The sequence below is a fragment of the Citrobacter youngae genome (assembly GCF_003818115.1).
GTDB classification, from domain to species: domain Bacteria; phylum Pseudomonadota; class Gammaproteobacteria; order Enterobacterales; family Enterobacteriaceae; genus Citrobacter; species Citrobacter youngae.
The window spans coordinates 21,743-35,057 of the sequence record NZ_RPOI01000016.1; the positions used below are offsets into that span (position 1 = coordinate 21,743).

At 51.6% G+C, this 13,315-nt stretch carries 11 protein-coding genes and 1 pseudogene; 11 read left to right on the forward strand and 1 reads right to left on the reverse strand.

Going from position 1 to position 13,315, the window contains the following annotated elements; all coding sequences use genetic code 11:
- Positions 1-28 precede the first annotated feature (28 nt).
- The 11 genes and pseudogenes from loiP (at position 29) to EHN13_RS13225 (ending at position 12,448) form a co-directional block, all read left to right on the forward strand.
- A complete protein-coding gene (gene loiP / locus EHN13_RS13175) occupies positions 29-790 on the forward strand; it encodes a metalloprotease LoiP (RefSeq protein ID WP_048212141.1) in 762 nt (253 codons plus the stop codon).
- A gap of 171 nt (positions 791-961) precedes the next feature.
- Positions 962-1,645, forward strand: a complete 684-nt coding sequence (gene cmk, locus EHN13_RS13180; protein ID WP_005123561.1) for a (d)CMP kinase — start codon at positions 962-964, stop codon at positions 1,643-1,645.
- Positions 1,646-1,758: 113 nt separating this feature from the next.
- Positions 1,759-3,432, forward strand: coding sequence for a 30S ribosomal protein S1 (gene rpsA, locus EHN13_RS13185; RefSeq protein ID WP_003035776.1), 1,674 nt, complete (start codon positions 1,759-1,761; stop codon positions 3,430-3,432).
- 194 nt (positions 3,433-3,626) lie between these two features.
- Positions 3,627-3,911, forward strand: a complete 285-nt coding sequence (gene ihfB, locus EHN13_RS13190; RefSeq protein ID WP_003035780.1) for an integration host factor subunit beta — start codon at positions 3,627-3,629, stop codon at positions 3,909-3,911.
- 206 nt (positions 3,912-4,117) lie between these two features.
- Positions 4,118-6,381, forward strand: a pseudogene (locus EHN13_RS13195) (ComEC family protein).
- A 36-nt stretch (positions 6,382-6,417) separates the two neighbouring features.
- Positions 6,418-8,166, forward strand: coding sequence for a lipid A ABC transporter ATP-binding protein/permease MsbA (gene msbA, locus EHN13_RS13200; protein ID WP_124021528.1), 1,749 nt, complete (start codon positions 6,418-6,420; stop codon positions 8,164-8,166).
- Positions 8,163-9,140, forward strand: a complete 978-nt coding sequence (gene lpxK, locus EHN13_RS13205; RefSeq protein ID WP_124021529.1) for a tetraacyldisaccharide 4'-kinase — start codon at positions 8,163-8,165, stop codon at positions 9,138-9,140. Before msbA ends, lpxK begins: the two co-directional genes overlap by 4 nt.
- Positions 9,141-9,181: 41 nt before the next feature.
- Positions 9,182-10,414: a winged helix-turn-helix domain-containing protein gene (locus EHN13_RS13210; protein ID WP_124021530.1), complete on the forward strand. Its 1,233-nt coding sequence runs from the start codon at positions 9,182-9,184 to the stop codon at positions 10,412-10,414.
- A 51-nt stretch (positions 10,415-10,465) separates the two neighbouring features.
- Positions 10,466-10,648, forward strand: coding sequence for a protein YcaR (gene ycaR, locus EHN13_RS13215; protein WP_003035793.1), 183 nt, complete (start codon positions 10,466-10,468; stop codon positions 10,646-10,648).
- The gene (gene kdsB, locus EHN13_RS13220) at positions 10,645-11,391 is read left to right on the forward strand and encodes a 3-deoxy-manno-octulosonate cytidylyltransferase (RefSeq protein WP_048212136.1); all 747 of its coding nucleotides are present in this window, start codon (positions 10,645-10,647) and stop codon (positions 11,389-11,391) included. The genes ycaR and kdsB overlap by 4 nt, the downstream gene beginning before the upstream one ends.
- A gap of 163 nt (positions 11,392-11,554) precedes the next feature.
- Complete coding sequence (locus tag EHN13_RS13225; RefSeq protein WP_124021531.1) at positions 11,555-12,448, forward strand: YcbJ family phosphotransferase; 894 nt, start codon at positions 11,555-11,557, stop codon at positions 12,446-12,448.
- Here the strand turns inward: EHN13_RS13225 and elyC are convergent.
- Positions 12,425-13,201 carry an envelope biogenesis factor ElyC gene (gene elyC, locus EHN13_RS13230; RefSeq protein WP_124021532.1) on the reverse strand — a complete coding sequence of 259 codons (777 nt, stop codon included), beginning with the start codon at positions 13,199-13,201 and terminating at the stop codon, positions 12,425-12,427. The two genes, EHN13_RS13225 and elyC, sit on opposite strands and share 24 nt — an antisense overlap.
- Positions 13,202-13,315 lie beyond the last annotated feature (114 nt).

Genomic DNA, 13,315 nt, shown 5'->3' on the forward strand with positions numbered 1-13,315 from the left:
TTATTATAAATATCATCGGAAGATTAGCATGAAAAATAAATCACTCTTTTTGGCGTTGGCGGTTTCCGCTACGTTGTTGGCAGGTTGTAAAAATGGCGTAAATGGCGACCTTGTTGCCAGTTCCGGTATGGCGGCTTATAAAGCTGCGACGCTTTCCGACGCTGATGTCAAATCTCTCTCTAACAGTTCATGTAAGCAGATGGATAGCGAAAACCAGCTAGCGGGCGCAAAAAGCAAATACACTAAGCGTCTGAATAAAATTGCGAAAGCGTTGGGTAATAACATTGATGGAACGCCGGTCAACTATAAGGTTTATATGACCAGTGATATCAATGCCTGGGCAATGGCGAATGGATGCGTACGTGTTTATTCGGGTTTGATGGACCAGATGACCGACAATGAGATTGAAGGTGTGCTGGGTCATGAGTTGGGCCATGTTTCTTTAGGACACTCACGTAAAGCAATGCAGACTGCGTATGCCACACTCGCTGCGCGCGATGCTATTTCTGCGACCAGCGGCGTCGCTTCTCAGCTTTCCCAGTCTCAGTTGGGCGATCTGGCGGAAGGTGTGATTAACTCAGCGTTCTCCCGTAGCCAGGAATCGGATGCGGATGACTTTTCCTATGATTTGCTGAAAAAACGCGGTATTGACCGTCAGGGGTTAGTGACTGCGTTTGATAAGTTTGCCACGATGGACGCAGGCCATGCAAAATCACTGATGGATTCTCATCCGGCATCTGACGATCGTGCTCAGCATATGCGTGAACGTATCGCTGCAGATAAAAAGTAAAACAGTGTCATCTTCCGGGCTGGTTTCTCGCCAGCCCGCTATAATTGCGCAATTCTTCCTCATATCGTTACAGACTAATCGGGTTTTTACACTCTGTGTTAACGATTATTAGAGTTGGCGCGTATAATGCGCGGCGTTCACGTTAACGTATGCCCGTTTAAGGAGAAAAAGATGACGGCAATTGCCCCGGTTATTACCATTGATGGCCCAAGTGGTGCAGGAAAAGGCACCTTGTGCAAGGCAATGGCGGAAGCATTGCAGTGGCATCTGTTAGATTCAGGCGCGATCTACCGCGTACTGGCGCTCGCAGCGTTACATCACCATGTTGATGTCACTTCTGAAGATGCTCTGGTACCGCTTGCCTCACACCTGGATGTGCGTTTTATCTCAACGGACGGCAACCTGGAAGTCATTCTGGAAGGCGAAGATGTCAGCGGCGAAATCCGCACCCAGGAAGTGGCGAATGCCGCCTCTCAGGTCGCTGCGTTTCCTCGCGTACGCGAAGCGCTGTTACGTCGCCAACGCGCGTTTCGTGAAGCGCCCGGCCTGATTGCCGACGGACGTGATATGGGCACGGTGGTGTTCCCTGATGCGCCAGTAAAAATTTTTCTGGACGCCTCCTCGCAAGAACGTGCGCATCGACGTATGCTACAGTTGCAGGAGAAAGGCTTTAGTGTTAACTTTGAACGCCTTTTGGCCGAGATCGAAGAACGTGATTACCGCGATCGTAACCGTGCTGTAGCGCCGCTGGTTCCCGCTGCTGATGCTTTAGTTTTAGATTCAACCCGATTAAGCATTGAGCAAGTGATTGAAAAAGCGTTACAATACGCGCGCCAAAAACTGGCTCTCGCATAAGTGCGACCGAATTTGCAGTACCCCCGTTGCAATGGATTGACAGCGGGTATGTTAAACAACCCCATCCGGCATGGAGCCAGGTGGACGTTAAATATGAAACCTGAAGATTAAACATGACTGAATCTTTTGCTCAACTGTTTGAAGAATCCTTAAAAGAAATCGAAACCCGCCCGGGTTCCATCGTTCGTGGTGTTGTTGTTGCTATCGACAAAGACGTAGTACTGGTTGACGCCGGTCTGAAATCTGAGTCCGCCATTCCGGCAGAGCAGTTCAAAAACGCCCAGGGCGAGCTGGAAATCCAGGTTGGTGACGAAGTTGACGTTGCTCTGGATGCAGTAGAAGACGGCTTCGGTGAAACCCTGCTGTCCCGTGAAAAAGCTAAACGTCACGAAGCTTGGATCACGCTGGAAAAAGCTTACGAAGAAGCTGCAACCGTTACTGGTGTTATCAATGGCAAAGTCAAGGGTGGCTTCACTGTTGAGCTGAATGGTATTCGCGCGTTCCTGCCGGGTTCCCTGGTAGACGTTCGTCCGGTCCGCGACACGCTGCACCTGGAAGGCAAAGAGCTTGAATTCAAAGTAATCAAGCTGGATCAGAAGCGTAACAACGTTGTTGTTTCCCGTCGTGCCGTTATCGAATCCGAAAACAGCGCAGAACGCGATCAGCTGCTGGAAAACCTGCAGGAAGGCATGGAAGTTAAAGGTATCGTTAAGAACCTCACTGACTACGGTGCATTCGTTGATCTGGGTGGCGTTGACGGCCTGCTGCACATCACCGACATGGCATGGAAACGCGTTAAGCATCCGAGCGAAATCGTAAACGTTGGCGACGAAATCACTGTTAAAGTGTTGAAGTTCGACCGCGAGCGTACTCGTGTATCTCTGGGCCTGAAACAGCTGGGCGAAGATCCATGGGTAGCTATCGCTAAGCGTTATCCGGAAGGTACCAAACTGACTGGTCGCGTGACCAACCTGACCGACTACGGCTGCTTCGTTGAAATCGAAGAAGGCGTTGAAGGCCTGGTTCACGTTTCCGAAATGGATTGGACCAACAAAAACATCCACCCGTCCAAAGTTGTTAACGTTGGCGACGTAGTGGAAGTTATGGTTCTGGATATCGACGAAGAACGTCGTCGTATCTCCCTGGGTCTGAAGCAGTGCAAAAACAACCCATGGCAGCAGTTCGCGGAAACCCACAACAAGGGCGACCGTGTTGAAGGTAAAATCAAGTCTATTACTGACTTCGGTATCTTCATCGGCCTGGACGGCGGCATCGACGGCCTGGTTCACCTGTCTGACATCTCCTGGAACGTTGCAGGCGAAGAAGCAGTTCGTGAATACAAAAAAGGCGACGAAATCGCAGCAGTTGTTCTGCAGGTTGACGCAGAGCGTGAGCGTATCTCTCTGGGCGTTAAACAGCTCGCAGAAGATCCGTTCAACAACTGGGTTGCACTGAACAAGAAAGGCGCAATCGTAAACGGTAAAGTCACTGCAGTTGACGCTAAAGGCGCAACCGTAGAACTGGCTGACGGCGTTGAAGGTTACCTGCGCGCTTCTGAAGCTTCCCGCGACCGCGTTGAAGATGCAACTCTGGTTCTGAGCGTAGGCGACGACGTTGAAGCTAAATTCACCGGCGTTGATCGTAAGAACCGTGCAATCAGCCTGTCTGTTCGTGCTAAAGACGAAGCTGATGAGAAAGATGCAATCGCAACTGTTAACAAACAGGAAGATGCAAACTTCTCTAACAACGCAATGGCTGAAGCTTTCAAAGCAGCTAAAGGCGAGTAATATCGAGTACTCTATACCCGCACATGCAACTTGAAGTATGACGGGTATAAATCCTTTGTGCTGTTAACAGCACAAAGGGTGACGAGTAGCTTGACAGATTACAGGATTCGTCCTGTAATCAATGACAAAGGGCGGCTACGGCCGCCCTTAATCAATGCAGCAGCTAATTTTGCCTTTAAGGAACCGGAGGAATCATGACCAAGTCAGAATTGATTGAAAGACTTGCAACCCAGCAACCTCATATTCCCGCGAAAGCGGTTGAAGATGCAGTAAAAGAGATGCTGGAACATATGGCCTCGACTCTTGCGCAGGGCGAGCGTATTGAAATCCGCGGTTTCGGCAGTTTTTCTTTGCATTACCGCGCACCACGCACCGGACGTAATCCGAAGACTGGCGATAAAGTGGATCTGGAAGGAAAATATGTTCCGCACTTTAAGCCGGGTAAAGAACTGCGCGATCGCGCCAATATTTACGGTTAAGTCCTCAGCAAGACTTAGCCCCGAGAAAAGCACCTGTATGGGTGCTTTTTTCATTTTCACCTCCCTGTGCTGGAATCTCTCTCCCAACATATTTGTATGTTACATCTGCAGTTAAATAACATCGGAACGCACCTCGTTTACCGGTAAATAGTTGCCAGACATCTGCTGAATTGTCCTGCACACTCCCTGTCACAGGGAGGTGTCATATGAAACTAACAACAATCAGTACGTGTGCGTTATGCGGCATTCTCCCGCTGACGGTATTACCCGTATTACCTGACATGCTGTGTGTCAGCTTGGTATTTGGTCTGGCGTGTCTGCTTTGTCTCATTCCTCATCGATATATGCATTACGCTGGATTAGTCCTGCTGTTTTTCCTGTGGGGAATACTGGCTGCGAAAGAGGTTATCTGGGCCGGTAATACGCTGCCTGCGAAAACCCAGCAAGCCATTGTGAGGATAACCGGAACTGATAATATGACAACGCACTACGGCCAAATCACTCACCTTCAGGGGAAACGAATCTTTCCTGCCGTTGGCGTCGTACTGTATGGACAGTACTTACCTGGCGATGTTTGCGCAGGTCAGACATGGGCGATGATGCTGAAAGTTCGCGCTGTGCATGGGCAACTGAATGAAGGTGGATTTGATAGCCAGCGCTATGCATTGGCACAGCATCAGCCGCTAACGGGGCGATTTCTGCAGGCCTCAGTGATTACACCGCAATGCAGTCTGCGTGCACGTTATCTCTCCTCGCTAAAAACCACGCTTGCCGCCTATCCCTGGCAGCAAGTCATACTGGGGCTGGGGATGGGGGAACGTTTGTCTGTATCGCAGGCGGTAAAAAATATAATGCGTGATACCGGAACAGCACATTTGATGGCCATTTCCGGGCTGCATATTGCTTTTGCCGCACTCCTCGCTGGCGGATTGATACGAGGCGGACAATTTTTATGCCAGCACGCTGGATCTGCTGGCAGGCTCCGCTAGTCGGGGGTGTGCTCTGCGCTGCATTTTATGCCTGGCTGACGGGGCTGCAACCACCGGCATTACGCACGGTCATCGCGCTAATGGTATGGGGGGCACTAAAACTAAGCGGCAGGCAGTGGAGTGGCTGGGCGGTCTGGATTACCTGTCTGGCAGCAATTGTGGTAGTAGATCCGGTCGCGGTGATTTCACAAAGTCTGTGGTTGTCTGCTTTCGCCGTAGCGGCGCTGCTATTCTGGTTTCAGTGGATGCCGATGCCGTGCTGGCCGCTCTCGCGTATCGGACGTGCAGTGCTGGCGCTTGCTCATCTTCAACTGGGAATTACGGTACTGCTTCTGCCTGTCCAAATCGCATTATTTCACGGTGTTAGCCTGAGCTCATTGCTGGCCAATTTATTTGCGGTACCGCTGGTCACATTTGTTTCAGTTCCTCTGATATTGGCGGGTATGGTCGTGCATTTAACCGGTCAGGTGATGATCGAGGCAGGGCTGTGGTATCTCGCTGACCGTTCTCTGGAGCTGTTATTTTGGGGTCTCAATAGCTTACCGGAAGGATGGCTCAACATTGATGCGCGTTGGCAATGGCTTGCACTGTCCCCATGGCTGATGCTTATTGCATGGCGATTAAATGCCTGGGAAACGCTACCGGTTGCCTGTTTTACCGGGCTTTTGTTATTGAGTGGACCGTTCTGGAGGACACCCCGCGCTGATTTGTGGCAGGTACATATGCTGGACGTCGGGCAGGGGCTGGCGATGGTGATTGCGCGTAATGGTAAAGCACTGCTTTATGATACTGGTCTGGCATGGCCTGAAGGTGATAGCGCGCAACAGCTGATTATTCCCTGGCTACGTTGGCACAACCTGGAACCGCAAGGGGTAATTCTAAGTCACGAGCATTTGGATCACCGGGGAGGGTTGCAATCGCTACAGCAAGCCTGGCCGTCACTGTGGATCAGAAGTCCGTTGGGCTGGAAAGGGCATCTCCCTTGTTTTCGCGGGGAGCATTGGCAATGGCAGGGATTAACATTTAGTGCACATTGGCCAGTCAGTGGAAATAAAGAGCAGGGGAATAACCATTCCTGTGTGGTAAAGGTGGATGACGGACATCAGAGTATTCTCCTGACTGGTGATATTGAATCCCCTGCTGAACAAAAAATGCTAAGTCACTACTGGCAGCATCTGCAGGCTACGTTTGTGCAGGTTCCACACCACGGGAGTAACACGTCATCCTCATTGGCGCTGATTCAACGCGTTGGCGGACAGGCCGCAATAGCCTCAGCATCCCGCTACAATGCCTGGCGTCTACCGTCATGGAAAGTCCGACAGCGTTACCGGAAACAAAATTATCAGTGGCTGGACACACCCCACCAGGGGCAAATCACGCTAGATATTTATCAAAAAAGTTGGCGCATACGCAGCTTACGGGATCAGATTTTACCCCGTTGGTATCATCAGTGGTTTGGCGTGTTGGAGGATAACGGGTAGAATATGCGGCTATTCTAACAAATGCTGGTTTTTTGAATGCATAACGATAAAGATCTCTCTACGTGGCAGACGTTTCGCCGACTATGGCCAACCATAGCGCCTTTTAAATCGGGTCTGATCGTGGCGGGTATAGCGTTAGTCCTTAACGCGGCCAGCGATACCTTCATGTTATCGCTCCTCAAGCCATTACTGGATGATGGTTTTGGTAAAACTGATCGCTCTGTGCTGCTGTGGATGCCTCTGGTGGTCATTGGGCTAATGATAGTTCGCGGTATTACGAGCTACGTCTCCAGCTACTGTATTTCATGGGTGTCAGGCAAAGTGGTCATGACCATGCGCCGCCGCCTGTTTGGTCATATGATGGGTATGCCTGTCGCCTTTTTTGATAAACAGTCTACCGGTACGCTGCTGTCTCGTATTACCTATGATTCAGAGCAGGTCGCGTCATCATCTTCTGGTGCGCTAATCACCGTAGTACGTGAAGGTGCCTCGATTATTGGCCTGTTTATCATGATGTTCTATTACAGTTGGCAGCTGTCATTGATCCTGATTGTGCTGGCACCAATTGTGTCAGTGGCAATCCGAGTGGTTTCCAAGCGCTTTCGTAGCATCAGTAAAAACATGCAAAACACCATGGGGCAGGTTACGACAAGTGCGGAGCAGATGCTGAAAGGCCACAAAGAAGTTTTGATTTTTGGTGGCCAGGAAGTTGAAACCAAGCGTTTTGACAAAGTCAGCAACAAGATGCGTCTGCAGGGTATGAAGATGGTTTCTGCCTCTTCTATCTCCGATCCTATCATCCAGTTGATCGCTTCTCTGGCTCTGGCCTTCGTGTTATATGCGGCCAGTTTCCCAAGCGTGATGGAAAACCTGACGGCAGGGACAATCACCGTTGTCTTCTCTTCAATGATCGCCCTGATGCGTCCACTGAAGTCACTGACTAACGTCAATGCGCAGTTCCAGCGCGGTATGGCGGCATGCCAGACCTTATTTACGATACTGGATAGCGAACAAGAGAAAGATGAAGGTAAACGCGTCATTGAGCGCGCTTCTGGCGATCTGGAGTTCCGTAACGTGACCTTTACCTACCCGGGCCGTGACATTCCTGCACTACGTAACATCAACCTGAATATTCCGGCGGGCAAAACCGTTGCCCTGGTTGGTCGTTCGGGTTCTGGTAAATCCACTATCGCCAGCCTGATCACGCGCTTCTACGATATTGATGAAGGGCAGATTCTGATGGATGGGCACGACCTTCGTGAATACACCCTGTCATCGCTGCGCGCTCAGGTGGCGCTGGTATCGCAGAACGTTCACCTGTTCAATGATACGGTTGCCAACAACATCGCCTACGCGCGTACCGATATGTACAGCCGCGAGCAGATCGAAAAAGCGGCACAGATGGCCTACGCCATGGATTTCATCAACAAGATGGATGATGGTCTGGATACGGTGATTGGCGAAAACGGCGTGCTGCTTTCAGGTGGTCAGCGCCAGCGTATCGCCATCGCTCGCGCCTTGCTGCGCGACAGTCCGATCCTGATCCTCGATGAAGCTACGTCGGCGCTGGATACCGAATCCGAACGCGCGATTCAGTCTGCACTTGATGAGCTACAGAAAAACCGTACTTCTCTGGTCATTGCTCACCGTCTTTCAACCATTGAACAAGCCGACGAAATCATCGTGGTGGAGGATGGTCTGATTGTCGAACGCGGAACCCATAGCGACCTGATTGAGCAGCGCGGGGTCTATGCGCAATTACACAAAATGCAATTCGGTCAATGATCGCACGTATCTGGTCTGGTGAATCGCCGCTGTGGCGATTGTTACTTCCACTCTCCTGGCTTTATGGCCTGGTGAGTGGCGGGATCCGTCTATGCTACAAGCTTGGGCTGAAACGCGCTTGGCGCGCGCCAGTACCGGTTGTGGTGGTCGGCAATCTTACAGCCGGCGGCAATGGCAAAACACCGGTGGTAATTTGGCTGGTTGAACAACTGCAGCAACGCGGGATTCGCGTGGGCGTGGTGTCGCGTGGTTACGGCGGGAAAGCGGCTGCTTACCCGTTGTTATTGACCGCAGAGACCACTACCGCAGAAGCGGGTGATGAACCTGTGCTGATCGCCCAACGTACCGGCGTGCCGGTAGCGGTATCCCCGGTAAGATCGGATGCGGTAAAAGCGATCCTTGCTCACCATGACGTGCAGATTATTGTGACGGACGATGGTCTACAGCATTATCGTCTGGCGCGGGATGTTGAAATCGTGGTGATTGACGGTGAACGTCGGTTTGGCAATGGCTGGTGGCTTCCTGCAGGCCCAATGCGGGAACGCGCAGGTCGCCTTAAATCGGTAGATGCGACTATTGTGAACGGTGGTATTGCGCAGCAAGGAGAAATCCCGATGCGACTCGAACCTGGACTGGCGGTTAATTTACGCTCGGGCGAACGTCGCGATGTGGCGCAACTGCCTGATATTGTCGCCATGGCGGGCATTGGCCACCCACCGCGTTTTTTTGCCACGCTGAAAGCATGCGGTGCCAGCGTGCAAAAAAGCATTGCGCTGGCAGACCATCAGTCTCTGACCTACAGTGACGTCAGTGCGTTGTTAGCAGAAGGACAAACGCTGGTGATGACGGAAAAAGATGCGGTTAAATGTCGTGCGTTTGCCGATGAAAACTGGTGGTATTTACCGGTTGACGCTCATCTGTCAGGCGAACGGCCTGATGTGTTGCTGGATAGCTTAATCTCGCTGACTCGCTGACTGATTCACGCTGCGGCAGCGAATCATTTATGAGGCCATAAATGTCGTTGCCGCACCTTTCTTTGACAGATGCCCGTCATCTTCACCTTGCTGCCCAGGGGCTACTGAAAAAAACACGCCGCCGGGCAACGCCTGCAGATATTCTTCCCACCATTTCGCGTATGTCGTTACTGCAAATCGATACCATCAATATTGTGGCGCGCAGTCCCTATCTGGTGCTGTTTAGTCGTTTGGGTGACTATTCCCCCCAATGGCTGGATGAGTCCTTACTGCAGGGCGAATTGATGGAGTATTGGGCGCATGAAGCCTGTTTTTTACCACGCAGCGACTTTACGCTGATACGCCATCGTATGTTGGCTCCGGAAAAAATGGGCTGGAAATACAAAGCGGCGTGGATGAAAGAGCATGCTCATGAAATTGAGCAACTGTTACAGCATATCCAGCATAACGGGCCGGTACGTTCAGCCGATTTCGAGCATCCGCGTAAGGGCGCCAGCGGCTGGTGGGAATGGAAACCACAAAAGCGGCATCTGGAAGGGCTTTTTACATCCGGGAAAGTGATGGTGGTGGAGCGGCGTAATTTTCAGCGAGTGTATGATTTAACGCATCGCGTCATGCCTTATTGGAATGACGAGCGTGATCGGCTGTCGCAGGATGAAGCCGAAATTGTGATGCTGGATAATAGCGCCCGTAGTTTGGGTATTTTCCGTGAGCAGTGGTTGGCGGACTACTATCGCCTGAAGCGTCCGGCGTTAAAAAACTGGTGCGATATGCGAAGGGAACAGCGACATATAATTCCTGTTGATGTAGAAGGGCTGGGCACCTTGTGGTTGCACAGCCACCTTCAGCCGCAACTGGAACTTGCTCTGGCGGGAAAGTTGACTGCCACCCACAACGCTGTTTTATCCCCGTTTGATCCGGTGGTCTGGGATCGTAAACGGGCAGAACAGCTGTTTGATTTTAGCTACCGACTGGAATGCTATACGCCAGCGCCGAAACGTCAGTATGGTTATTTCGTCTTGCCGTTGCTGCATCGCGGGCAGTTAGTTGGGCGCATGGACGCCAAAATGCACCGTAAAACCGGCGTGCTGGAGGTTATTTCGCTGTGGTTGCAGGATGGCATCAAACCAGGGGTTAATCTGCAAAAAGGATTGTTTCAGGCGATTGATGATTTTGCCCGCTGGCAGCAGGCGACGCGAGTGACATTGGGGAATTGCCCGGACGGTTTATTTGCTGAATCTCGGCACGGTTGGGAAATAGACCCAGCCTCTTAATTGATTATGTTAATATTTACGGATTCACAATCCGGTCCATCTGGAGGAACTATGGATCATCGTCTGCTTGAAATCATTGCCTGCCCGGTATGCAATGGCAAACTCTGGTTTAACCAGGAAAAACAGGAACTGATTTGTAAACTGGATAACCTTGCTTTCCCACTGCGCGACGGCATTCCAGTTTTGCTGGAAACCGAAGCCCGTGTTCTGACTGCTGATGAGAGTAAATCATGAGTTTTGTGGTCATTATTCCTGCGCGTTATGCGTCCACACGTTTGCCGGGTAAGCCGCTGCTGGATATCAACGGCAAGCCCATGATTGTGCATGTCCTGGAACGTGCGCGTGAATCTGGCGCCGAGCGTATTATTGTTGCCACCGATCATGAAGATGTCGCTCGTGCGGTAGAAGCGGTGGGTGGCGAAGTGTGCATGACCCGTGCCGATCACCAGTCTGGCACGGAGCGACTGGCGGAAGTTGTCGAGAAATGTGGCTTTAGCGATGATACCGTTATTGTGAACGTCCAGGGTGATGAGCCGATGATCCCGGCGGTCATTATTCGTCAGGTCGCTGAGAATCTGGCGCAGCGCCAGGTTGGTATGGCGACCCTTGCAGCCCCGATTCACAGCGCGGAAGAGGCGTTTAATCCGAATGCGGTAAAAGTTGTGCTGGATGCCGAAGGTTATGCTCTCTATTTTTCCCGTGCGACGATCCCATGGGATCGCGACCGTTTTTCCAAAAGCCTCGAAACGGTGGGCGATACCTTCCTGCGTCACCTGGGCATTTACGGTTATCGCGCCGGATTTATTCGCCGTTATGTAAACTGGCAGCCGAGTCCGCTTGAGCATATTGAAATGCTGGAGCAACTGCGTGTGCTGTGGTACGGCGAGAAAATTCACGTTGCCGTCGCAAAAGAAGTCCCAGGAACCGGCGTAGACACTGCCGAAGACCTTGAGCGCGTTCGCGCTGAAATGCGTTAGTTTTTCTCATGACACTCCCCCCGGTGATGCGATTTTTTGGGAGGAGTGTCGTATCGTTACGCTTTCCCTCCACTTTTCTTTTCATCAATTGATCTCATCCGGGTGACATCTGTCTGCACGACGCTCATTATGAAAGCAGTAGCATTAATGAGGGCAATCTGAAATGGAACAGTTGCGTGCCGAACTCAGCCATCTGCTGGGTGAAAAACTCAGTCGTATTGAATGCGTAAATGAAAAAGTGGATACGGCCCTGTGGTCACTGTATGACAGCAAGGGAAATCCGATGCCACTGATGGCGAGAAGTTTCACCACACCGGGGATGGCGCAGCAGTTAGCATGGAAAACCACCATGCTGGCACGTAGCGGGACTGTGCGTATGCCAGTCATTTATGGGGTCTTAACGCACGAAGAGCATCCCGGCCCTGATGTCCTGTTGCTTGAGCGTTTACGCGGTGTGCCGGTAGAAGCGCCAGCCAGAACGCCCGAACGCTGGGAACATTTAAAGGATCAGATTGTAGAAGGTCTGCTTTCATGGCATCGACAGGATAGCCGCGGCTGTGTGGGAATGGTGGATAACACGCAAGAGAATATCTGGCCATCCTGGTATCGTCAGCGAGTTGAGGTGCTGTGGACTACGTTAAGTCAGTTCAACAATACCGGGCTGACAATGCAGGACAAACGGATCCTGTTTCGTACCCGTGAGTGTTTGCCCGCTTTATTTGAAGGATTCAATGATAACTGCGTGCTGATCCACGGTAATTTCAGCTTACGCAGCATGCTTAAAGACGCCCGTAGCGATCAGCTTCTGGCAATGGTGGGGCCGGGGTTGATGCTGTGGGCGCCCAGGGAATATGAACTGTTCCGCTTAATGGATAATGCGCTGGCGGAAAGCCTGCTATGGCAATACCTGCAGCGCGCGCCAGTGGCGGAGTCGTTCATCTGGCGGCGCTGGTTGTATGTGTTATGGGATGAGGTTGCGCAACTGGTCAATACCGGACGTTTTAATCGTTCCAACTTTGACCTGGCAACGAAATCACTGCTGCCGTGGCTCGCCTGAACCTTTTAGCCACTGCCAGATGCGCCCCAACGTTTCGTAACCAACACGATCGCTATGCATCAGCCAGACAGGCGAAGGAATTGCTCGCTCCCACGGATTGAGTGGTGAATCGATGGCCAGTTGATTAGCGGGTGCAGGCAACGGATGCAGTCCGGCCTGCTGGAAGAAAATCATCGCACGCGGTAAGTGCGATGCGGATGTCACCAGCAGGAACGGCGTATCGCCAATGGCCTGTTTTACTTCTATCGCTTCTTCTTCGGTATCTTTAGGTTTGTCCAGCGTAATGATCTCGCTGCGGGGCACGCCCAGCGACTGCGCCACGCGAGCGCCAGCTTCAGCCGTGCTGACATTATTGGTCTTTGCGGCAGCGCCGGTAAAGATAAGCTTCGAGCCCGGGTTTGCGCGCCATAGGCGAATACCTTCATTCAGACGTGGAAGGCTGTTGTTGATCAGGTTTGAACTTGGCGCCCACTGCGGATTCCACGTATATCCGCCACCCAACACCACAATGTACTCCACTTTTTGCGTACCCTGCCAGGTTGGATAACTATCCTCAAGCGGTTTCAGCAGACGATCGGCGACAGGTTGCAGGCTAAGCAGTAAAAGTGCGAGCCAACTCAGGCTGATACACACTTTCCCCGTTTTCTGAAAGCGGCTAAACCAGATTAACCCCAGGCCGATGCCCATCACAAGCAGCATCAACGGAAGCGGCAGCATCATACCGCCAATCACTTTCTTCAGCGTAAAAAGCATCCTTTTTGGTTCCTTTTTTAACCATATAGCAGGGGATCTGCAGCGATATTACACCAGGAAGGTTCATTCTCGGCGTGGGTGTGACAAAATAGCGGTTTTACTTAGTCGCCCTAA

What these genes read in the sequence shown, in the direction of transcription:
- kdsB (WP_048212136.1), top strand. Translation starts at nt 10,645, where the DNA reads ATGAGTTTTGTGGTCATTATTCCTGCGCGTTATGCGTCCACACGTTTG.
- msbA (WP_124021528.1), top strand. Translation starts at nt 6,418, where the DNA reads ATGCATAACGATAAAGATCTCTCTACGTGGCAGACGTTTCGCCGACTA.
- ycaR (WP_003035793.1), top strand. Translation starts at nt 10,466, where the DNA reads ATGGATCATCGTCTGCTTGAAATCATTGCCTGCCCGGTATGCAATGGC.
- rpsA (WP_003035776.1), top strand. Translation starts at nt 1,759, where the DNA reads ATGACTGAATCTTTTGCTCAACTGTTTGAAGAATCCTTAAAAGAAATC.
- ihfB (WP_003035780.1), top strand. Translation starts at nt 3,627, where the DNA reads ATGACCAAGTCAGAATTGATTGAAAGACTTGCAACCCAGCAACCTCAT.
- loiP (WP_048212141.1), top strand. Translation starts at nt 29, where the DNA reads ATGAAAAATAAATCACTCTTTTTGGCGTTGGCGGTTTCCGCTACGTTG.
- EHN13_RS13225 (WP_124021531.1), top strand. Translation starts at nt 11,555, where the DNA reads ATGGAACAGTTGCGTGCCGAACTCAGCCATCTGCTGGGTGAAAAACTC.
- cmk (WP_005123561.1), top strand. Translation starts at nt 962, where the DNA reads ATGACGGCAATTGCCCCGGTTATTACCATTGATGGCCCAAGTGGTGCA.
- EHN13_RS13210 (WP_124021530.1), top strand. Translation starts at nt 9,182, where the DNA reads ATGTCGTTGCCGCACCTTTCTTTGACAGATGCCCGTCATCTTCACCTT.
- lpxK (WP_124021529.1), top strand. Translation starts at nt 8,163, where the DNA reads ATGATCGCACGTATCTGGTCTGGTGAATCGCCGCTGTGGCGATTGTTA.
- elyC (WP_124021532.1), bottom strand. Translation starts at nt 13,201, where the DNA reads ATGCTTTTTACGCTGAAGAAAGTGATTGGCGGTATGATGCTGCCGCTT.